The 21,483-nt window shown below is 38.8% G+C and carries 16 protein-coding genes; 11 read left to right on the top strand and 5 right to left on the bottom strand.

Annotated features, from left to right (window positions below):
* On the top strand, window positions 1–588 hold the full coding sequence (locus OQ267_RS05525) for a DUF4142 domain-containing protein (RefSeq protein ID WP_265819843.1): 588 nt from the start codon (window positions 1–3) through the stop codon (window positions 586–588).
* 54 nt (window positions 589–642) lie between these two features.
* Here the strand turns inward: OQ267_RS05525 and OQ267_RS05520 are convergent, their stop codons facing one another.
* The 3 genes from OQ267_RS05520 to OQ267_RS05510 all read right to left on the bottom strand — a co-directional run bounded on the left by OQ267_RS05520 (window position 643) and on the right by OQ267_RS05510 (window position 6,164).
* Window positions 643–2,355, bottom strand: coding sequence for an FAD/NAD(P)-binding protein (locus tag OQ267_RS05520; RefSeq protein ID WP_265835158.1), 1,713 nt, complete (start codon window positions 2,353–2,355; stop codon window positions 643–645).
* Between the two features lie 326 nt (window positions 2,356–2,681).
* Window positions 2,682–5,177 (bottom strand): PAS domain S-box protein, encoded by a 2,496-nt coding sequence (locus OQ267_RS05515; protein ID WP_265835157.1) that lies wholly within the window; start codon window positions 5,175–5,177, stop codon window positions 2,682–2,684.
* Window positions 5,178–5,744: 567 nt separating this feature from the next.
* Window positions 5,745–6,164 (bottom strand): helix-turn-helix domain-containing protein, encoded by a 420-nt coding sequence (locus OQ267_RS05510; RefSeq protein ID WP_140418684.1) that lies wholly within the window; start codon window positions 6,162–6,164, stop codon window positions 5,745–5,747.
* Window positions 6,165–6,514: 350 nt separating this feature from the next.
* Between OQ267_RS05510 and OQ267_RS05505 the strand changes: the two genes are divergently transcribed.
* From OQ267_RS05505 to OQ267_RS05475, 7 genes are all read left to right on the top strand, one after another.
* Complete coding sequence (locus OQ267_RS05505) at window positions 6,515–8,932, top strand: alpha/beta hydrolase family protein (protein WP_265835156.1); 2,418 nt, start codon at window positions 6,515–6,517, stop codon at window positions 8,930–8,932.
* A gap of 207 nt (window positions 8,933–9,139) precedes the next feature.
* The gene (locus OQ267_RS05500) at window positions 9,140–9,277 is read left to right on the top strand and encodes a helix-turn-helix transcriptional regulator (protein ID WP_265835155.1); all 138 of its coding nucleotides are present in this window, start codon (window positions 9,140–9,142) and stop codon (window positions 9,275–9,277) included.
* A gap of 452 nt (window positions 9,278–9,729) precedes the next feature.
* Window positions 9,730–10,629: a J domain-containing protein gene (locus OQ267_RS05495; protein ID WP_265835154.1), complete on the top strand. Its 900-nt coding sequence runs from the start codon at window positions 9,730–9,732 to the stop codon at window positions 10,627–10,629.
* A complete protein-coding gene (locus OQ267_RS05490; protein WP_088301930.1) occupies window positions 10,629–10,931 on the top strand; it encodes a chaperone modulator CbpM in 303 nt (100 codons plus the stop codon). Before OQ267_RS05495 ends, OQ267_RS05490 begins: the two co-directional genes overlap by 1 nt.
* Window positions 10,932–11,032: 101 nt before the next feature.
* Window positions 11,033–12,601, top strand: coding sequence for a helicase HerA-like domain-containing protein (locus tag OQ267_RS05485; protein WP_265835153.1), 1,569 nt, complete (start codon window positions 11,033–11,035; stop codon window positions 12,599–12,601).
* A gap of 58 nt (window positions 12,602–12,659) precedes the next feature.
* The gene (locus OQ267_RS05480; protein ID WP_265819851.1) at window positions 12,660–13,559 is read left to right on the top strand and encodes a nucleotidyltransferase family protein; all 900 of its coding nucleotides are present in this window, start codon (window positions 12,660–12,662) and stop codon (window positions 13,557–13,559) included.
* Window positions 13,550–14,626 carry a phosphotransferase enzyme family protein gene (locus tag OQ267_RS05475; RefSeq protein WP_265835152.1) on the top strand — a complete coding sequence of 359 codons (1,077 nt, stop codon included), beginning with the start codon at window positions 13,550–13,552 and terminating at the stop codon, window positions 14,624–14,626. The genes OQ267_RS05480 and OQ267_RS05475 overlap by 10 nt, the downstream gene beginning before the upstream one ends.
* A gap of 243 nt (window positions 14,627–14,869) precedes the next feature.
* On the opposite strand, the gene dnaK is transcribed toward OQ267_RS05475, so the two are convergent.
* Window positions 14,870–16,780, bottom strand: a complete 1,911-nt coding sequence (dnaK, locus tag OQ267_RS05470) for a molecular chaperone DnaK (protein WP_088301926.1) — start codon at window positions 16,778–16,780, stop codon at window positions 14,870–14,872.
* A gap of 315 nt (window positions 16,781–17,095) precedes the next feature.
* On the opposite strand from dnaK, the gene OQ267_RS05465 reads away from it, so the two are divergent.
* Entirely contained in the window at window positions 17,096–17,455 is a 360-nt protein-coding gene (locus OQ267_RS05465) for a DUF1304 domain-containing protein (protein WP_265835151.1), read from the top strand.
* 99 nt (window positions 17,456–17,554) lie between these two features.
* Here the strand turns inward: OQ267_RS05465 and OQ267_RS05460 are convergent, their stop codons facing one another.
* A complete protein-coding gene (locus OQ267_RS05460; protein WP_265835150.1) occupies window positions 17,555–18,760 on the bottom strand; it encodes a class I SAM-dependent methyltransferase in 1,206 nt (401 codons plus the stop codon).
* A gap of 278 nt (window positions 18,761–19,038) precedes the next feature.
* Here OQ267_RS05460 and OQ267_RS05455 point away from each other — a divergent pair, with 278 nt between their 5' ends.
* Both OQ267_RS05455 and OQ267_RS05450 read left to right on the top strand, forming a co-directional pair.
* Window positions 19,039–20,775 carry a GMC oxidoreductase gene (locus OQ267_RS05455; protein ID WP_265835149.1) on the top strand — a complete coding sequence of 579 codons (1,737 nt, stop codon included), beginning with the start codon at window positions 19,039–19,041 and terminating at the stop codon, window positions 20,773–20,775.
* Window positions 20,776–20,786: 11 nt separating this feature from the next.
* Complete coding sequence (locus OQ267_RS05450) at window positions 20,787–21,425, top strand: gluconate 2-dehydrogenase subunit 3 family protein (RefSeq protein ID WP_088301922.1); 639 nt, start codon at window positions 20,787–20,789, stop codon at window positions 21,423–21,425.
* Window positions 21,426–21,483: the final 58 nt, after the last annotated feature.

Below are 21,483 nucleotides of genomic sequence, written 5' to 3'. Positions count from 1 at the left end.
ATGAAAAAGTTAATTTATGTAATGGCAGTTTCCGTATCAGCCCTGGCATTTCAGGCTTGCAATGGCGGAAATAAAGATGCTAAAGAAAGTGCAGACAGCTTAAATTTAAGCAAAGACACCACTACCAATGTAGCCGCAACCGGCGGAATTGCGGTTGATGAAGCTGATGCCAAATTTGCAACCACTGCAGCAGCGGGCGGAATGGCTGAAGTGGAATTAAGCAAACTGGCCCTTCAAAAAAGCAGCAATGCGCAGATTAAAGAGTTTGCCACCATGATGGTTACCGACCATGGCAATGCCAATACAGAATTGATGGGAATTGCCAAAACTAAAAATATTACCTTGCCTACTACTGTAGATGCTGACCATCAGAAAAAACTGGACGATTTAAGCAAGAAATCAGGCGCAGAATTTGACAAGGCCTATGTAAGTGATATGATCGACGGACATAAATCCACCTTAAAATTAATGGAAGATGAATCGAGAGATGCTAAAGACACAGAATTAAAAGCATTTGCCACCAAAACAGCCCCTATTGTTCAAAGCCATTTGGTGATGATCAATAAAATCAACGATTCCATGAAATAATTAAGGAATAAGCATTTATTAAAAAAAACCGGAACGTATTCCGGTTTTTTTATTTTAAAGCTGCTTTAATATTTCAAGAGAAGCCATTTCACTAAAATCAATTCCTGAATAATCGGGGTTATAACCACCAATATAAGGTACAGCCATGATGTAAATCCGATTGTTCGCCTGGTCATCTTCACCAATTACCTGAAAGAAATCATTGATCTTAATTCCCGGAACCCGCAACACATATTCTCCTTTTCCCTTTTCTGTAACAAGCTTATTTTCCTTTTCAACCTCTTCTTTACCTTTTGCTTTAGATTTAAAGTTTAATGTAGCAGGGCTGACCATGCCACCATCAACCAGGCCTTTAAACGGAAAATCTTCATATGATAAATGTGGCTGGCCAATGCAATTCACAAAAGTTTGATAAGCAACGGCTATTTCTTTGCCTGTATCATCTGTATAGGTATATATGGCACCACCTTTTTCCTGAGGGTCTACAGTGCTGTCTTCACCTACTGAAATTATTTCCAGCACACCAGCATCGTGCATAGCCATTAAATCGCGGCAGGAGCTTTGGGGCACGAAGGCAATCACAATAGAAATCAAAGGCATTAATGCCTTTTGTAACCGCTGCATATCTTCTGCCGATAAATATTTTGCAGGATAGTTCATGGCAAAACTAAGCACAGCCAATGCCTCTTTCCAATAAATGGATTCTTCACGCTCAATCGATTTTTCCGCCTCTTCATATTCCTTTTTAAACAAGTCAAATGGCGGAACATTTTCCCGGTAAGACATCATGGCCCCCACAAAGGTTTCCAGATCCATATCCTTTATTTTCTGATAAAATGCCGGCTCTTTCTTTTTAAACTGATCTTTAAAGTTTTTTTCAAAAACATAATCCAGCGATATGAAACCACCATTATCCTTAATATTTTTCTGAATCTGTGCCTTGGTCAGTGTAGCATCTTTTCCCAGATGAGAATCTTCCAGATGAAATCGAACGGCAGGCAACAAACCATTCCTGGAATGCATAACAATTTTAAACTGATCGCTTTTTTCATCAGGCACAAATTTATACCTGCCATCTTTTTCTTCCTGAAATACGCCATTATTGCGCGCCAATGTTCTGATGGCGTCTATTGCGGTAAGCGATGATCCCATAATAGCGATGGGATGATTGAATCTCTGGGCCAGCTTTTTCGGTGGATAGGGCGAATCAAAATAATCCGGGATTTTACCTTCATATTTTTTTGGCCAGTTGTGGCCTACACAGATAATGATCCGGTCAAAATATTTCATTTCCTTCCCGTTTGTTTCAACACCAACCTTATTTGCATTGGCATCATCCACAACATCCGTAACTGATGTATTGAGGTGAATAATTGTAGTCATCCCCTTACTGTCAGCCACTTTTTTCAACAAACTAAATTGTGCAGAAAGGTATTCACCAAAAAATAACCTGGGGAGTACTTTATATTCATTAAAATTATCCGGACTAATATTGAACTTTTTTAAAACAGACTTTGGTGCCATCTTTACCCAATCTTCAATGGAGTTAAAAATAACCGGTATTTCATTGTCTGATACATTCGTAATGTGCTCCTGGTTGGCGCCTTCTGTGCTATAAGGCATTCCGGAGCCCAGCATATTTTTGCGTTCAAAAATTTCAATGGTCAGATCTTTAATTTCTGATTCAACCAATCGTTTATACATAAAAAGGCCACTGGGGCCACCGCCAAGAATGGCTATTTTTAAGGGATGAGCTTTGTGAGTCATTTAAAATTGATGATAGTTTTGTAACCTATGTCCGAAAAAACTAATATTTTGCAAGCCTGGTATAGATCATTCCTTACATAATCTTAAAAAGGAGAAATTGTTTTGCGAAAAATTAAATCCTGCATTAAAGCAAAATATACATGCCTGCTGTATAACCTTTCCATTGAAATATATCTGGCAACAGCAAGAAGTAAATAAGGAATTGAAAAATAAACTAATCTAAAACCAACATCAACAACGGTTGTTTATTTCGTAATTCATTCATGTTTGAGCGCATGTTTGGGTTTAGATAGAGGGACGGGCTTTTTGCCTGTCCCTTTTTGCGATTAATGAAGCGGGAGAGAGAAGTAAAATGTAGAACCAACGGATTCATTGCTTTCTACCCATATTTTACCATTATGGCGCTGGATAATTTCTGCACTCAGGTATAAACCAATACCAAAACCTGATATAGTGTGGTTACTTTGAACACGATAATAACGGTCAAACAGCTTTTTCGCGTCTTCGTCTGAAATTCCAATTCCCTGATCCATTACGCTTACTATAACTTCATTTTCCCTTAATTCACAATTGATTTCAATCGTACTTCCGTTTGAGGAATATTTATGTGCATTGCTTAACAGGTTTGAAATCACACTGCTGATTTTATCCCGGTCGGCAAATATCGTCACCTCGCAGGATAGCGCAAATACGATATCATGCGTAGAAGGAGATATAAAGGTTTCATCTACGGTTTCCTGTAAAAGCTGATCTAAACGGAAAGATGTTTTATCAATCATCAACTTGCCTGATTCTAACCTGGAAACATTCAGAAAACCATTAATCATGGTTGTCATTTTACGAACCTGAATATGGGTTTTTTCCAGTGCATTAACTGAATACTGATCTCCATCGATTTTTGATTTGCGCTGCAATACCTGTACAAAACCGTTTATGGCCGTTAGCGGTGTTTTCAGTTCGTGGCTTACCATGCCAATAAAATCATTTTTACGAAGTTCGTCCAGCTTACGTTCGGTAATATCCATAAACATTCCTGAATATTCTGCTACATTACCCATCTCATCCAAAAAGACTTTACCTGTGGCGCGAACCCACTTTTCTTCCCCACTTCTTAAATTGTTGATCAGATACTCGATATCGCTGGAAGAATGATGGTTTAACGCTTCATCTAATGTTGCTGAAAATATTTCCCGGTAATCTTCATTAATGGTGTTTAAAACCTCCTGCATAGCAACCTCCCCTTCCATCTGCAGCCCCAGTAATTCACGTACAAAGCCAGACATGGAAATCTTCAGCGTATTGGGATCGATGCTCCAGGCGCCCATTTTTCCGGTTTCAATAGCCTGCAGCAATTTTTCTTCACTATCTGATAATTTCCGGATGTACTGAACGAGGTCAAAATGTGTTTGCGCAAGCTCTTCATTGGTGGCAGCCAACTCTTCATTGGTTGCCGCAAGTTCTTCATTTGCCGCAGCCATCTCCTCATTAATATCCTGTAATTCTTCCTGATGGCGCTTTCTTTCCGTTACATCCGGCCCTACCGTTGCCAAAGCAATAAACTCATTGGAAATCGGATCTTTAATGGAAATACCGTTCCACTCTACCCAGAAAGGTTTACCCGTCCTTTCATTCCAGTAACGAATTTCATGTCTGAAGTTGCCATATTCGGCTAAACTCACCAAGGCTTTTTCTGCAAAATTTCTGTCATCAGGATAGACACAATCCAATATGGTTCTGTTTCTCACCGTATCCCATCCCAGCTTTTTAAGGGCAATTGGATTGGCATAGGTCATTTCATAATTTACATTGGCTAAAGAAATAAATTCTGAGCTTGCATCTACCAAAGCACTCAGGTTTTGCCTTTCCAGTTCCGCCAATTTACGGTCAGTAATATCAATACACGAACTGATATAACCGGCAAAGGTTCCATCGGGATGAAAACGGGGCGGGCCACTGGCTAAAAGCCACCGGTAATTCCCCTCCTTACTCAGGATGCGGAATTCGCCAGCAAAAGGTGCTTTTTTTGCTAGTGCTGAAAGATAAATATTAACATAATCTTCCCGGTCCTGAGGGTGAATAAGATCTGCCCAGCCAAAGGCTAGCAGATCGGTCATAGATCTTCCGGTAAGATCCATCCAGGGCTTATTGAAATATATGGCATTTCCACTTTCATCGCCAACAGCAATAAAAATCTCAGTCCCTTCAGCCATTGTCCTGAAACGCTCCTCGCTTTCAGAAAGTTCTTTTACGCGTGCAGTAACCCGCTCTTCGAGTTCAGTATTCAATAGGTATAAACGGTTTTGTGCCTCCTGCAATTCTTCATTGGTAGCAGAGAGTTCCTCGTTCATGGCGGCAAGTTCTTCATTTAAAGCCTGCTCACGGTTTAGTGCAATTTCTTTCTCCGCGGCAAGTTCAATCGCTTCCTGTCTAAGTACCCTTTCGCTTACATCTATTGCCGTATGAAGAATGCAGATTACTTTTCCGTTATCATTTTTAACTGCGCGATATTCGAAGTCAAAATAGAAGGTTTTTATTTCGCCATCAATATTGAGGTCTGCGGCTGTATCTTTTCCCGATATCACCAGTCCTTCATTCCATACCCTTTTAAACATATCAATAAAAGGTTGGCCTTTGAGTTCCGGTAGCGCATCAGCCAATGATTTCCCTATCACACTTCTATCCTTACCCCAAATGGCCAGCATGGCATCATTGGCTTCCTGTATAATGGCGTCTTCTGTTACATGTATGGCTGTGGCAGTATGGGTGAGATTAAAAACCTGGAGTAATTCATGGTTACTTAAAAGATATGACGGACGACTCATTCTAATATGCTAGGATAAAAGGTTAAAATTATACTTTTTCGAGAAATAGTGCAGTAAGTTTTAAAAATAATCTACTCCTAATTCCGCTATAATCCTCCAACAGAACAAGTGTGTTTTAATATCTCGATTTAGGAAACCAGAAAAAAATATAAATGTTTGATCGTGACTGAATTTTAGTTATTCACATTATCCACATGATGTGTAAAATTATTTTGCAGATTGAAACTAACATTTCACTAAATTGTTACTGTTAAATAATAGAGATAAAAAAGTCCTGTGAGCGGGTGATCCGCGGAGGGCAGGCACACCATAAAAGGCTAAAGAAACCTAAGAGATGTAGCCACTTATTTAAAATAAGTGGCTACAATATCTGAATGTTTGAATGCCGGATTCAGACCCAATCATAGTTAAAAAATGGGGTTATTCTGCCCTTCAGAATCAGATCAGATTCTGAATAATCCTAATCAATAAAGATGATTTGAATATCCTTAACATCTAATCTTTTGCTTCAACTAGCTTATATGAAGCAATGATACTGATTCAGACTTTTCCATCCCAACTGAATGGTTACTGATACATAAATGCTTCAGCAATCCTTTCTTTTAACGGCATTTTTTGCGCATTATCCGCATCACACTCTTCATCTTCAACACTAAGCAAACTATTGTATTTTTCCAATAGATGAATGTATTTATTCATCCAGAAATAAACTGAATTGGAATCTGCAGAAAGTTTTACACCATTCTCTGTACGAGACGTTACGTCATCTCTGCTTTCTGCAAAAACATCCGGAAAAGAGACAGCAAGATTCTGCCCTAACGATTGTCCGATCTGCCAAATGATCTCATGATTGAGCTGATCCTGGCCGAACCAATTATAAATTGTTCTTCTGCTAACATTCAGTTTCCTGGAGAGCTCGCTAATGCCCATTCGATTTCTGCGAACTATTCGCTCTAAAATCTCACCGTGCTTTAATTTTGTTGTCATTGAGATAATTAATTTTAAGTTTAAAAATTCAATTAAATCAATATCGGGGACGATTGACGGAACGAAAGTATGAAAAAGTGCGTGACAATGGTTAAAACCAGCAATTAATTTGACTTATGTCAACATTTTGAGTGGTTTTTGACATTAAAAACAGGTATTTAACTAAAATAATACATTTAAAACTGTAATGTTAAAAATACATCACTACCATCAATTGTAAAAAATATAGATTATGATTGAAAATGATGATATCATCAAGCTTTCCTCCGGCAAACTGTAAATAAGAAGTTACGGGGCAATACTTTTAAATTTCCAATCTTTGAATCCCTTATTCATCATAACTCATTAAAATGATTAAAAATTTATACGCCTTTTTATTGATAGCGGGTACTTTTAATTCGCTTAACGCTGCTGCACAGGATGCCATTAGCTATCAAAACCCACCAAAAGAAATTGCTGATTTATTATTGGCTAAACCAACACCTGCAGTAAGCATGGATGGCAAAGCAGAATGGATTTTATTTAGCGAACGCAATTCTTATCCTTCAGTAGAAGAATTGGCCATGCCCGAATACCGGATCGCCGGTTTAAGGTTGAATCCTAACAATTACGCACCAAGCAGGCAGAATTACATTAATAATTTCAGCCTGAAAAACATTAAAACAAATCAAACCTTTCAGGTTACTGGCTTACCAGCTCCTTTATTCGCCGGCAATATCAGCTGGAACCCTTCAGAAACCAAAATTGCCTTTACCCAAACCACCCAAAAAGGAGTTGACCTGTATGTGATTGATCTGACGACAAAAAAGGCTGTCAAAACAAATAAAGCATTTTTAAATGTGGTATTGGGAAGCGGATTAACCTGGTTAAATGACCAAACATTAATTTATCGTACGGCAACGCAACCAGCTGCTGCTGCACCTAAAAAGCCTTTAATGCCAAAAGGGCCAACCATCCAGCAAAATCTGGGTAAAGCAGCACCAAGTGCTACCTATCAGGATTTAATCAAATCACCATTTGATGAGCAGCTGTTTGAATTTTTTGCTACCGCTCAACTGGTTAAAAATACAGCAGGCGTAGAAACCCCTATTGGAAAGCCAGCCATTTACACCCGGGTAGAATTATCTCCTGATAAAAATTATATGCTGACAGCAACCATCAGAAAACCTTTTTCTTATCTGGTTTCAGCATTTGGTTTTCCATCAACCATCACCATTACTGATCAAAATGGAAAAACGATTAAAACCATCGTTGAATTACCTTCATCAGAAGGAACACCATCTGGTTACGACAATACACAAAATGTTGCCCGTAGTTTCGACTGGCGGGATGATGAACCAGCCACACTGATTTGGGCAAAACCTTTAGATAGTGGCTTGATTAAAAAAAGTGTTCCATTTCATGATGCTGTTTATGCCTTAAGTGCGCCTTTTGCAGGTGCTGAAAAAGAATTGTTCAAAACTCAAACCCGTTACCGCGGTGTACAGTGGGGAGATGCTCATCTGGCCCTGATTATGGAAGGCCTGAGAAGTAAACAAACCAATAAGGTAAGCAGGTATAATCCAGCCAACGGTGTTGTAGAAGAATTATATACCCGTAATCAAACAGATGCTTACGGCAACCCAGGATCGCCGGTAACCGTGAAAAACAAGTATGGCCGCCAGGTGATTAAAACGGTTGATAATGGCACCAAACTGTTGATGAATAATCCGGTTGGTTCTTCAGAAAAAGGAGATTTACCTTTCCTGGCCAAGTTTGATCTGGCCACAAAGAAAAATGAAATCATCTGGCGCAGTGCAGAAGGCACATTTGAATACGTAAGTGACGTCATCAATCCGGATAAATTAGTTTTATTAACCCGCAGGGAAAGCCAGAAAATGGTACCCAATTATTTCATTAAAAACCTCGTACTGCGCATTGCCGATCAGCCTGTGACTGATTTTGCGAATCCCTATCCATCACTTGATGGCATCACAAAAGAAAAAATTTCTTATAAGCGTGCAGATGGGGTGGATTTAACCGGCGATTTATATTTACCGAAAGGATATGACAAGGCCAAAGACGGACCACTGCCAACGCTAATCTGGGCTTATCCACGTGAATTTAATTCTGCAGCAGATGCGGCGCAAATCCGTGGTTCTAAAGATAAGTTTACCAACATCAGCTGGGGATCGCCAATTTATTGGGTTACCAGGGGCTATGCCATTTTAGATAACGCAGAAATGCCTATCGTAGCCAAAGATGGTAAAAAACCAAATGATACTTTTATTGAGCAGCTTAAACTAAATGCAGAAGCAGCAATTAATAAACTGGCTGATTTAGGCGTTGGCGATAAAAAAAGAATGGCTGTTGGCGGCCACAGTTACGGAGCTTTCATGACAGCAAATTTGCTGGCCCATACCGATCTTTTTGCAGCAGGAATTGCCCGCAGCGGCGCTTACAACCGTACACTTACACCGTTTGGTTTTCAAAATGAAGAACGTACCTACTGGCAGGTACCCCAACTTTATTATGAGATGAGTCCCTTCAGTTATGCAGATAAAATTAAAACACCATTGCTGTTGATCCACGGCGATTCTGATGATAATCCAGGTACCTTCCCAATCAATAGCGAACGTTTATTTAATGCGATTAAAGGTGCCGGCGGAACCACCCGTTTCGTATTCTTACCTTATGAAGCGCACGGCTATCGCGGAAAAGAAAACATCCTTCATACCTTATGGGAAGAAGACCAATGGTTAGAAAAATACGTTAAAGGAAAGAAATAATTTTTCGCTGATCATTAACATTAACCCATTAAAATATCTGCTCTTGCTGGTATTTTAATGGGTTTTTACTTTTCTAAACCCACTTTAATCTTTGTTTTTGTATTACTGTAATGCTGATATTGCCTACTGCAAAGTTCATAAATAGGCTATTGTTAACGACAACTCCATATAGTCTTTTACCAGACAAAAATTAGATATATTTAAAATATGGAAACCGCAGAAAAAACAAACACCCCTCACATCAGTAGAAAAATTAGCCGTATAAGAGAATCACGCGGCATGAAGCAAGAAGCCTTAGCCATAGAACTTGGTATTAGTCAGCAAGCGGTAAGTAAATTAGAATAGAGCGAACAAATAGAAGATAGCACTTTAGATAATTTGCCAGCATATTAGGCCTGAGCAAGGAAGCAATAAAGAATTATAGTGATGAAGTGGTTTTCAATGTCATATCAAATACCTACCATAATTCCAGTAGGGATCATTCAACACTGATTGCAAGTTCAGTAAATTATCAACCGACGTTCAATACGGTTGAAAAGATTATTGAACTATTTGAGCGTTTATTGTCAAGTGAGCGGGAAAAAATAGAAATTTTAAAAGGGAAGTAAATCACATCCACAAAGATTAATAACACTAATCTGATCATTAACATCAGATGCCTTCAATTTTTTGGAGGCATTTTTGTTTAATGGTTTTGAAGTAAAAATCAATATTTAAGTAAGATATACGTTAAAAATATAAAGTAAATTTAGCTGCCAAACATTAAACTTTAGCACTTATGATTTGTTAACAGCATTATGGACTACATAGATTACTATAAAATCCTCGATTTAAAAAAAACCGCAACCATTGACGATGTAAAAAAAGCATATCGGAAATTGGCCAGGAAGTATCACCCGGATTTAAATCCCAATAACGAAGAGGCAAACAAGAAATTTCAGCAAATTAACGAAGCCAATGAGGTTTTGAGTGATCCTGAAAAACGTAAAAAGTACGATAAATACGGTAAAGACTGGCAACATGCCGATCAGCTGGATGCGCAGGAAAAACAACGCAGACAATACCAGTCTCAGGGTGGAGGCTACGGCAATGGCGGAGGTTATTCCGGTGGATTCGGAGGTGATGATTTCTCCGATTTTTTCTCGTCCATGTTTGGCGGTGGCGCTGGCAGAAGCAGCAGGCAATCGCCTTTTAAAGGACAGGATTATAATGCTGAGCTGCAATTAAACCTTCAAGATGCTTACACCACACATAAACAAACCTTAACGGTTAACGGGAAACAAGTGCGGATTACCATCCCGGCAGGGGTAGAAAATGGGCAAAAGATAAAACTACCGGGTTATGGTGCACCAGGTGCAAATAACGGACAACCTGGCGACCTGTATATTAAGTTCAGCATCAGTGAAGACCCTAAATTTAAGCGGAAGGGGAATGATATCTACATTCAGGAAGAAATTGACCTGTACACAGCTGTTTTAGGTGGTGAAAAAATTGTGGAAACCTTAAATGGTAAAGTAAAGCTTAAAATACCTGAAGGCACTCAACCTGATGCCACCTTACGCTTAAAGGGAAAAGGATTTCCCGTTTATAAAAAAGCAGATCAGTTTGGCGATTTGTATATTAAGTGGCAGGTTAAATTACCTACCCATCTAAACCAGGAGCAAAAAGAATTATTTGAAAAACTTTCTAAAAGCTAATGATGATGAGAAATAATCTGATAGCCTTAAATGATATATGTGTGTATCACCATGTAGAGATCGATTTTATTCAATCACTTGAAGATTTCGGCCTGATTAAAACCACCACTCAAAAAAAAACTATCTTTCTGAGTATGGATGAGCTTTTAAAACTGGAACGGTATGTTCGTTTAGCCAAAGACCTCAACATTAACCTGGAAGGTTTGCATGCCATTTCTCAATTGCTAAATCAGGTAGAAACCATGCAAAACGAAATCAGCACATTAAGGTCTGAATTAAATCATTATAAACAGTTTAATTAATTTAGTGACCAATCCTGTGCAATAAATTGAACCAGGATGTTCCGGTAATTACACATTTTTTTAAGATTAGTTTCTTAGATTAGGCATTTAAATAAAACAACATGAGTGAGTCGGCTAAATTCATCGAACAAATAAAATCATCCTACAGCCCTACGGGTTCATATATTTATTTGGGTGCCGGAATTTTAGATGGACAGGTTTATAGCGAGGCTGAAGTTAATTTATCATTAAAAATGATGAACCGGCATGGTTTAATTGCCGGGGCAACCGGGACAGGAAAAACCAGAACACTGCAGTTGCTTGCAGAACAGCTATCAGACGCTGGTGTACCGGTATTTATGCTGGATGTAAAAGGAGATTTATCAGGTTTAAACAAACCCGGATCCGTTAATCCTAAAATTGAAGAACGTGCCCGACAATTGAATAAGCCATTTGCACCATCAGGCTTTCCTTTGGAAATTTATTCCTTATCTGGAAAAACAGGTGCACAAATGCGTGCTACAGTATTGGAGTTTGGTCCTACACTGTTATCAAAAATACTTGACCTTAATGATACGCAGGCAGGTGTGATGGCTGTGATTTTCAAATATGCCGATGACAACAAAATGCCCATCATAGACCTGAACGATTTAAAAAAACTGGTTTCTTATCTCTCAGAAGGTGCTGGTGCCGCAGAAATCAAAAGTGATTATGGCAGTATTTCCAGTTCAACATCTGGTACAATACTGAGAAAAATCGTGGCAATTGAGCAACAGGGATTAGGTGGAATGTTTGGCGAAAAATCTTTCGACATAGCCGATTTATTAGAACGTGTGGATGGCAAAGGAATCATTAGCTTGCTTAATATTGCCGATGTTCAAAATCAACCGGTATTATATTCAACCTTTTTATTAAGTCTGCTGGCCGAACTGTTTAATACAATGCCTGAAGTTGGAGATTTAGATAAACCAAAGTTGGTGTTCTTTATTGATGAAGCACATTTATTGTTTAAAAATTCATCTAAAGCTTTCTTAGAGCAGATTGAAACCATTATCAGGTTAATCCGTTCAAAAGGTATAGGGGTGTTTTTCTGCACGCAGTCTCCAACAGACGTACCCGAAAGCGTATTGGGCCAGTTGGGTAACCGGGTTCAGCATGCACTAAGGGCATTTACACCAAATGATGCCGATGCTTTGAAAAAAACAGTGAACACCTATCCAAAATCTGATTTCTATGAAATAGATAAAATTTTAACGGCACTGGGCACCGGGCAGGCACTCATTACCGTATTAAATGAGAAAGGAATCCCAACAGAAGTTTCTGCTACCATGCTTACACCTCCCCGGTCAGTGATGGCGCCCTTGAGTTCAGCAGATTTCGAGCAACTGATCAATGGCAGTCAGATGTATGCAAAATATAAAAATACATTAGACCCTGAAAGTGCTTATGAAATGCTAACAAAAAAAATAAATGATCAGACAGCAGCAGCAGAACAGATAAAGCAGGAAAAAGAATTACAAAAACAGGAAACAAGTAAAAATAAACCCGGCACGAATGAAAAGAGTTTGGTTGAACAGGTAATGGGCGCAACCATCACTCGCCAAATTGGCAAAGAAATTGTTAGGGGTATATTCGGAATGCTAACCGGCAAGAAAACCAAGTCTAAAACCGGTGGTCTTTTCGGTTTTTAACCCTCCAAAATAATCAATATAAGTACAATACATTAATGCTCCGTTAATATTTTATAACATGAAACCAACCCTATTGATATTGGCTGCCGGGATGGCCAGCCGTTATGGCAGTATGAAACAAATTGATGGCTTTGGCCCAAATGGCGAAACCATCATCGATTATTCCATATATGATGCAATTAATGCCGGATTTGGCAAGGTTGTATTTATTATTAAAGAAGAATTTGTAGAAAATTTTAAATCTATTTTTGAGCCAAAATTAAATGGCAGAATAGAAACTGAATATGTTTTCCAGAACTTTGATCTGAAACAATTTGGTATTGAAGACGAAATTTACCGGGAAAAACCATGGGGAACCGCCCATGCCATTTTATCCGGAAGAAAGGTAATTAAAGAACCTTTCTGTGTGATCAATGCCGATGATTATTATGGTTTTGATGCCTTTCAGAAAATGGCTGATTTCTTAAACACAGAAGCTACTGACAGTAATTATTCAATTATAGGCTATGAAATTGGTAAAACACTTTCTGAATTTGGATCAGTATCCAGAGGGGTTTGCAAAGTAGACGAATCCGGTAACTTATCAGAAATTGTAGAACGCACAAAAGTTTATCCTAAAGATGGCAAAATTTTCTATGAAGAAGATGGTGAAGAGTTTCCATTGGATTTCAGCACGCCTGTATCCATGAACTTCTGGGGTTTTACACCTGCTGTTTTTGAAATTACAGAGCGCCTATTTAAAGAATTTGCCATGGCCAACAAAGACAAACCTAAAGCAGAATTTTTTATTCCGTTAATCGGCGAAAACCTAGTACGAAACAATACGGCGACATTTAAGGTGGTTCCAACTTCAAATAAATGGTTTGGTGTAACGTATAAAGAAGATAAACCATATGTTCAGGATTCTATTAACCAATTGGTTAACAATGGAACCTATCCTGAAAAATTATGGAACTAAATTTAGCTTCCGAAGTTTTAAGCGCTTACGGATTTACTAAAGAAGATACAACAATCACACAAATAGGTACGGGTTTAATTAACCGTACCTATTTGCTTACTCCCCTAGCCGGGCAGGATAAATTTATTCTCCAGAATATCAACAGTTCGGTTTTTAAATCCCCCTGGATCATTGCCAATAATCTAAAGGCAATCTCAGCTTATCTTTCGCTGCACGATCCCGATTACCTTTTCATTAAACCACTTCCTACTACCGGTGGAATGCAAATGGCGCACATCAATGAGGAGTTCTGGCGGTTATTACCCTTTGTGCCGAATACCATTTCTCTTGATGTTTTAACCACGCCTAAGCAAGCTTTTGAAGCAGCAAAGCAATTTGGCAAATTAAGTAGATTGCTTGATGATTTTGATACGAAGTCGCTTCAGGCTACTATTCCTGGTTTTCACGACCTGGCGTTGCGATATGCACAATTTGCAAAGGCATTAGCCAAAGCCCCGGAATTTGTGAAGGTACAAGCTGAAAAGCAGATTGAAGATGCTTTGAACCATAAGCATATTTTAGATTATTATATTTCCTATTCACACAGAAATGACTTTCCTGACCGCGTAATGCATCACGATACTAAAATCAGTAATGTGCTATTGGATGAAAAGACTTTCGATGGCGTTTGCGTAATTGACTTAGACACTATCATGCCTGGCAAATTTATTTCAGATTTAGGCGATATGATGCGAACTTACCTGTGTGCATGTTCTGAAAATGAAACAGATCTCAGCCTGATCAAAATCAGAATCCCTTATTTCGAGGCCATGATTAAAGGTTATCTTTCAGAGATGAAGTCAATATTAACCGCAACAGAGAAGGAGTTGATTTTATTCTCAGGCAGGTATATCATTTACATGCAAGCTTTACGCTTCTTAACTGATTTTTTAAACGGCAACATGTATTATCCTGTAAACTATGCCGCTCAAAATTTAGATCGGGCTAAAAACCAGTTTAAATTGCTTCAGGAAATAGCCATAAATGAAAAAGAATTGCAGGATATTATAGCGGAAAACCTGAATTAAAAATTATCTGCTTGTAGCTTCGCTACGTCATGACGCTTATAGCAATCGCATGAAGATTGCTTCGTGCCTCGGAATGACGAATATGAAAAGCCTTCCTGAACTTAATCAAAAACACTTGCTATTTCCGTCCAAAACGCTCCACTCAAAAACTTCAGACTCCAAACTAAAAAAGCGTTCCTGAACTTAATCAGAAACGCTTTTATTTCAACCCAAGACTCTCGACTCAGGACTTCAGACTCAAGACTATTTCTTATCGTCTTCTTTTACTTCTTCAAAATCAACGTCAGTAACGTTATCGCCACCACCTTGAGGTTGACCATCAGCTTGTGGTTGCTCGCCACCTTGAGGCTGACCGCCATCTTTGTACATTTCCTCAGATGCTGCGTTCCATGCATTTTGCAATTCAGCTTGTGCTGCATCGATATCTGCAAAGTTACGAGATAAGTGAGCTGCTTTTAATTTCTCTAAACCAGATTCGATTGGCGCTTTTTTATCAGCAGATAATTTATCACCAAACTCTTTCAATTGTTTCTCAGTAGAGAAAATTAAAGCATCAGCACCATTGATTTTATCAGCTTCTTCTTTAGCTTTAGCATCATCAGCTGCGTTAGCTTCTGCTTCTTCTTTCATTTTTTTGATCTCAGCATCAGTTAAACCTGAAGAAGCTTCGATACGGATTTTCTGCTCTTTACCAGTAGCTTTATCTTTTGCACTTACGTGTAAGATACCGTTAGCATCAATATCAAAAGATACTTCTACCTGAGGCACACCACGAGGTGCTGGTGGAATACCATCTAAAATGAAACGACCAATTGTACGGTTTTGGTTAGCCATTGGGCGTTCACCTTGTAAAATATGGATTTCTACCGAAGGCTGGTTATCAGCTGCAGTTGAGAAAGTCTCTGATTTTTTAGTTGGGATAGTTGTGTTAGACTCAATTAATTTAGTCATTACACCACCCATAGTTTCGATACCTAATGATAAAGGCGTAACGTCTAATAACAATACATCTTTCACATCACCAGTTAACACACCACCTTGAATAGCAGCACCAATCGCCACAACCTCATCAGGGTTAACACCTTTACTTGGCTCTTTACCAAAGAAAGCTTTAACTGCATCCTGGATTGCAGGAATACGGGTTGAACCACCTACTAAGATAATTTCATCGATATCGCTTGTGCTTAAACCAGCATTTTTCAAAGCAGATTTACAAGGCTCGATAGTACGTTTAATTAAGCTATCAGCCAATTGCTCAAATTTAGCACGGGATAAGGTACGCACCAAGTGTTTTGGGCCACTCGCATCGGCAGTAATATATGGCAAGTTAATTTCAGTAGAAGTAGTGCTTGATAACTCAATTTTAGCTTTCTCAGCCGCTTCTTTCAAACGTTGTAATGCCATCGGATCTTTTGCAAGGTCCATGCTGTTTTCTGATTTGAATTCTTCAGTTAACCAGTCAATAATAATGTGGTCAAAGTCATCACCACCTAAGTGCGTATCACCATCAGTAGATTTTACTTCGAAAACACCATCACCTAATTCTAATACAGAAACGTCATGCGTACCACCACCACAGTCAAACACAACAATTTTCATGTCTTTGTGTGCTTTATCTAAGCCATAAGCTAAAGCAGCTGCAGTAGGCTCGTTAATGATACGTTTTACAGATAAACCAGCAATTTCACCAGCCTCTTTCGTAGCCTGACGTTGTGCATCATTAAAGTAGGCAGGTACAGTGATTACCGCTTCTGTCACTTCCTGACCCAAGAAATCTTCAGCAGTTTTTTTCATTTTCTGTAGAATCATGGCAGAAATCTCTTGTGGAGTATATTTTCTGTCGTCGATTTCTACGCGAGGTGTATTGTTATCACCTTTAATTACTTTATAAGGTACACGTCCAGCTTCTTTCGCACTTTCGTCGTAGCTGCTACCCATAAAGCGTTTAATCGAATATATCGTTTTTGTTGGGTTGGTTATAGCCTGACGTTTAGCAGGCTCGCCAACTTTACGCTCACCGTTTTCTGCAAAAGCAACAATAGACGGTGTAGTACGTTTACCCTCACTGTTTGCAATAACTACAGGCTCATTGCCCTCCATTACGCTCACGCAAGAGTTTGTTGTTCCTAAGTCTATTCCAATAATTTTTCCCATTGTATTATGTTTTTTCTTTTTTAAGCTTTATAATTTCTACCTGTTAAACAATGCTTGTGCCAATTGGGTTTTGGCAGATAATATGTGCAAAAGACTGATAAAATGTAAAAAAAGGGGCTGCAGATTACTGACAGCATGACAGAATAAAGATGAATGGTGAAAGCTGAAGGCTACAACTCATTTCAAAGGTTAAGGATTATCTCTTGATCAGATTACTTTTAGTTGCTTGGTTTAAAAATAGCATGTAAGTGCTAACATATTAGGGCCTGATAACATTTTTTTTGTACCTTGAGCTATTAAAAAAACCCATTCAAAATGCAACTAGCAGCACAGATTTTAATTGGTATTATTGCCGTCCTTCATATTTATATTTTATGGTTAGAAATGTTTGCCTGGACAACCAAAGCACCTCATGTTTTTAAAACCATCCCTAAAGATTTGTTTCCACAAACCAAGGCATTGGCCGCTAATCAAGGTTTATATAATGGTTTTCTGGCCGCTGGACTAATTTGGTCATTATGCATCGGCGATCATCAATGGAAAACATATGTAGCGATCTTTTTTTTATGCTGCATCATCGTGGCCGGGATTTATGGTGCAGCTACGGCAAGTAAAAAAATTCTGTATGTACAATCCATTCCAGCTTTAGTTGCCTTGATTTTATTGCACTTATAAGCTTGATCCTATAGGTTGACATCGAGCTAAATAAGAAATTATCTGGCACCTGAAGCCTTTCGTTTCTTCGCGAAAAACTTAGTGCTCTTTGCAGTTAATCTACAATTCCAACAATTTTTCCAAATGATGATAGCCAATCCCAAAATAGGCTTTACTTGCTTTAATTTTTTGTAAAATCATGTTCTGCTCCTCATTCCACAAACTTCCGACTAAAGACTTCGGACTTTTTTTAACTCCAACTACAAGCACATTCTTCGGTGTATGTGCATCCGAAATGAATTCAAAAACCTTAGTCTTATAACCAAAGTATTCCAAAATCAAAGCACGAATTCCATCAGCCACCATTTCAGCCTGGCGTTCTAAAAAGATCCCGTATTTGGTTAAAAACGAAACATCATTTTTTACTTTATGCTGCTCAATCTCCCTCCTGATCTGTTTATGGCAGCATGGTGCAACTACAATTAACTCAGCATTTGCCTTAATTCCTTTAAAAATAGCATCGTCAGTAGCGGTATCGCAGGCATGAAGCGCAATTAATAAATTCACATTTTCGGCATTATAATCTTCTATCGTTCCCTGAACAAAACTCAACTGATCAAATTCAGACTTATCCGCTACAGCATTACATAAATCAACCATATCCTGACGATATTCTACACCTACCACTGCTGAATCCAGCTTTAAAACCGAATGCAGATAATCATATAAGGCAAAGGTTAGGTAGCCCTTACCTGATCCCATATCAGCAACTTTCTTAATGGTTCCTTCGGGCAGTTCTTTAATTAATGCACTCAAAATTTCAATGTAATGATTAATCTGACGAAATTTATCCTGTGCATTCTTAAATACCCTGCCATCGGCATCTGTAATTTTTAATTCGGTTAAATAAGATTTATCATCTGGTTTGATTAACCTTGCTTTCTCCTTATCGTGGCTGGCTGCAGGAACTTCCTTTGCAGATGCTGTGATTTCCCTGATGACAACCTTCCCGTTATTCAATTCCTCAAAAATCAAATCCTTTTCAGTTGTAAAGAGTGTAGCGATTTTAAAACCAGATTGTAAATATTCTGAAATCAGCTTCACCCCTTCTTCTTCATTAAAGTTCTTTACAATATCACGGGTTTTATAGCGAAAAGTTAAAGCCAGTTTAGGCATTCTTTTAATCAATACTTTTCTAACTAAAATTTGCCTCAATCCTTCATCTGTGCCCTTATAATTCCCCAGGGAGATTTTAACAAATTGTTGTAAGCTCAGGCTATCTGCTAAAGCTGCTATAAATTGTTCTGTTTGTGCTGAAAATACCATCAATTAAATTTATAACGCAAAGATAAACCTAATTATTCGAAGAAATGCTGAGCCTGATCATGTAACAATGAAGCGATGTTTTTATTCATCATTTATAGCAAAAAAATTAATGTTTAAGCTAAAAATTGTCTTGAGATCAGGAAATCACATTTCATGAGGTAATACGATTTAGAAAACTCAGAAAAGACATTATCTGTAATCGTTCCAAAATGATTAAACGTTTTTATTTCATAAAAAATAGCACTAGCTTAGATAAACAGTTTATCTAACCAATACAAATGAGTGAATTTCAGATTAAAAAATCGCCCACCGTTTACGACGTGATTATCGTTGGTTCTGGTGCAGGTGGCGGGATGAGTGCTTACGTTTTAGCGAATGCCGGACAAAAAGTTTTAATGCTCGAAGCTGGTCAGTATTTTGATCCTAGAATTGATGCACACCAGTTAAAATGGTCCTGGGAATCTCCTCGTCGCGGTGCTTCAACCACCAGACCATTTGGTGATTTCGACGCCTCTTATGGCGGCTGGGAACTGGAGGGCGAACCTTATACCACAAAAGATAAAACCGAATTTGAATGGTTCAGGTCGCGCATGTTAGGCGGACGTACCAATCACTGGGGAAGAATATCGCTCCGGATGGGGCCGCTTGATTTTCAGGCAAAAGATGGTTTAACTGACGATTGGCCCATCACTTACGATGAAGTGAAGCCATTTTATGATAAAGTTGATCGTTTAATTGGCATTTACGGAACTAAAGAAGGTTTGCCAAATGAACCAGATGGCATTTTTATGAAACCACCAAAACCACGCCTGACCGAACTTTTCATTAAAAAAGGTGCAGATAAAGCTGGTGTCAAAGTCATTCCCGGCCGTGGCTCCGTTTTAACGGAACCCTTACCCAATAATAGCGACCGGGCCCCATGTTTTTATTGTGGCCAATGCGGCAGAAGCTGTAAAGTGTATGGCGATTTTTCTTCTTCATCCTGTCTCGTTATCCCGGCTGTAAAAACAGGAAATTTAACTGTAATCACTGATGCAATGGTCCGGGAAGTCATTACCGATAAAGATGGATCTGCCAAAGGGGTTTCTTATGTAAACCGGAAAGATTTGCAGGAATATCAGGTGAATGGCAAAATGGTCATATTAGGTGCCAGTGCTTGCGAATCTGCCCGTATTTTATTGAATTCGAAATCATCTGCACATCCTAATGGTTTAGCCAATAGTAGTGGCATTGTGGGTAAATATCTGCATGATTCTACCGGTGTTAGTGTTTCCGGTTTTTTGCCTCAACTCATGGACCGGAAACGTTATAACGAAGATGGTTTGGGGAGTGTTCACATTTATTCTCCATGGTGGCTGGATAACAAAAAACTTAACTTCCCCCGCGGATATCACATTGAATATTGGGGCGGAATGGGCATGCCAGCTTATGGTTTCGGAGGCGGTGTACCGGAAATGAATGGCATGGTACCCGGCAGAGATGGCAAAATGAAAGAAGCTGGTGGGTATGGGAAATCACTCAAGGATGATTATCGCCGTTTTTACGGTACAACGGTAGGAATGGCCGGACGTGGAACTGCTATTGCCCGCGAAGATAACTATTGTGAAATTGATCCCAATACTGTTGATAAATATGGTATCCCCGTTTTAAGATTCCACTACAAATGGGCTAAAGAAGAAATTTTGCAAGCCAAACACATGCAGGATACTTTCCTCACGATGATGAAAGAAATGGGCGGTGTAGTGACCTCTAAAATCCAGGGGCCGGAAACCAATTACGGATTGCTTCCGCCAGGAAAAATAATTCATGAAGTGGGGACCATCCGCATGGGTGATGATCCGAAAAAATCTGCGCTAAATAAATACTGCCAGGCACATGATTGTAAGAACTTGTTTGTGGTTGATGCTGGTCCGTTTGTACAACAAGGCGATAAAAATGCTACCTGGACCATCCTTGCACTCTCTATGCGAACCGCCGAATATATTTTAGCTCAAAAGAAAAAACATAACATTTAAAGAATTACAACATGAACAGACGTGATTCCATAAAAGCACTAGGTTTAACAGCAATCAGTACCACTGTAATATTAGAAGCCTGTAAGCAACCCGAAACAAAAACAGCTGAAGTTGTTGCCCCTAAAGAGGAAGCTGCTACAGAAGCCGGAAGGGAACAATGGGAAATTGACCGGGATAAAAAACTAAAGGCAGAAACGTTTTTCAATAAACACGAAATGGCTACCATTACAGTGCTTGCTGATATTATTATTCCAAAAGACAATGTTTCAGGCAGTGCATCGGATGCCAAAGTACCCGAATTTATTGAGTTTATCGTAAAAGATATACCAGAACATAAAACACCCATGCGTGGTGGCTTAAAATGGCTGGATGTTTATTGCTTTAATAAATTTGGTAAATCATTTATTGATGCTTCATCTGCCCAGCAGATCTCAATAATTGATGAAATTGCTTATCCTAAAAAAGCAAAGCCTGAAGTTCAGGCAGGCGTGACTTTTTTTAATAGAATGAGAAGTTTAACAGCATCAGGATTTTACACCACCGAAATTGGGGTTAAAGACATTGGTTATGCAGGAAATGCACCAAACCAGTGGACGGGTGTTCCTGCCGATGTACTAAAGCAGTACGGTATGGAAAATGTAAAGGTATAATTCTAAAAATTCGTCATTGCAAGGAGGCTTTTTCAGCTAACGAAGCAATGACGAATAC

The organism is Pedobacter sp. MR22-3 (genome assembly GCF_026240075.1).
Classification (GTDB): Bacteria; Bacteroidota; Bacteroidia; order Sphingobacteriales; family Sphingobacteriaceae; genus Pedobacter.
This window is presented reverse-complemented; position numbering and strand designations above follow the sequence as displayed.

Coding starts and splice junctions, on each gene's coding strand:
- dnaK (WP_088301926.1), bottom strand. CDS start 16,780: ATGGGAAAAATTATTGGAATAGACTTAGGAACAACAAACTCTTGCGTG.
- OQ267_RS05455 (WP_265835149.1), top strand. CDS start 19,039: ATGAGTGAATTTCAGATTAAAAAATCGCCCACCGTTTACGACGTGATT.
- OQ267_RS05515 (WP_265835157.1), bottom strand. CDS start 5,177: ATGAGTCGTCCGTCATATCTTTTAAGTAACCATGAATTACTCCAGGTT.
- OQ267_RS05495 (WP_265835154.1), top strand. CDS start 9,730: ATGGACTACATAGATTACTATAAAATCCTCGATTTAAAAAAAACCGCA.
- OQ267_RS05490 (WP_088301930.1), top strand. CDS start 10,629: ATGATGATGAGAAATAATCTGATAGCCTTAAATGATATATGTGTGTAT.
- OQ267_RS05460 (WP_265835150.1), bottom strand. CDS start 18,760: ATGGTATTTTCAGCACAAACAGAACAATTTATAGCAGCTTTAGCAGAT.
- OQ267_RS05510 (WP_140418684.1), bottom strand. CDS start 6,164: ATGACAACAAAATTAAAGCACGGTGAGATTTTAGAGCGAATAGTTCGC.
- OQ267_RS05465 (WP_265835151.1), top strand. CDS start 17,096: ATGCAACTAGCAGCACAGATTTTAATTGGTATTATTGCCGTCCTTCAT.
- OQ267_RS05525 (WP_265819843.1), top strand. CDS start 1: ATGAAAAAGTTAATTTATGTAATGGCAGTTTCCGTATCAGCCCTGGCA.
- OQ267_RS05475 (WP_265835152.1), top strand. CDS start 13,550: ATGGAACTAAATTTAGCTTCCGAAGTTTTAAGCGCTTACGGATTTACT.
- OQ267_RS05480 (WP_265819851.1), top strand. CDS start 12,660: ATGAAACCAACCCTATTGATATTGGCTGCCGGGATGGCCAGCCGTTAT.
- OQ267_RS05450 (WP_088301922.1), top strand. CDS start 20,787: ATGAACAGACGTGATTCCATAAAAGCACTAGGTTTAACAGCAATCAGT.
- OQ267_RS05520 (WP_265835158.1), bottom strand. CDS start 2,355: ATGACTCACAAAGCTCATCCCTTAAAAATAGCCATTCTTGGCGGTGGC.
- OQ267_RS05505 (WP_265835156.1), top strand. CDS start 6,515: ATGATTAAAAATTTATACGCCTTTTTATTGATAGCGGGTACTTTTAAT.
- OQ267_RS05485 (WP_265835153.1), top strand. CDS start 11,033: ATGAGTGAGTCGGCTAAATTCATCGAACAAATAAAATCATCCTACAGC.
- OQ267_RS05500 (WP_265835155.1), top strand. CDS start 9,140: ATGGAAACCGCAGAAAAAACAAACACCCCTCACATCAGTAGAAAAATT.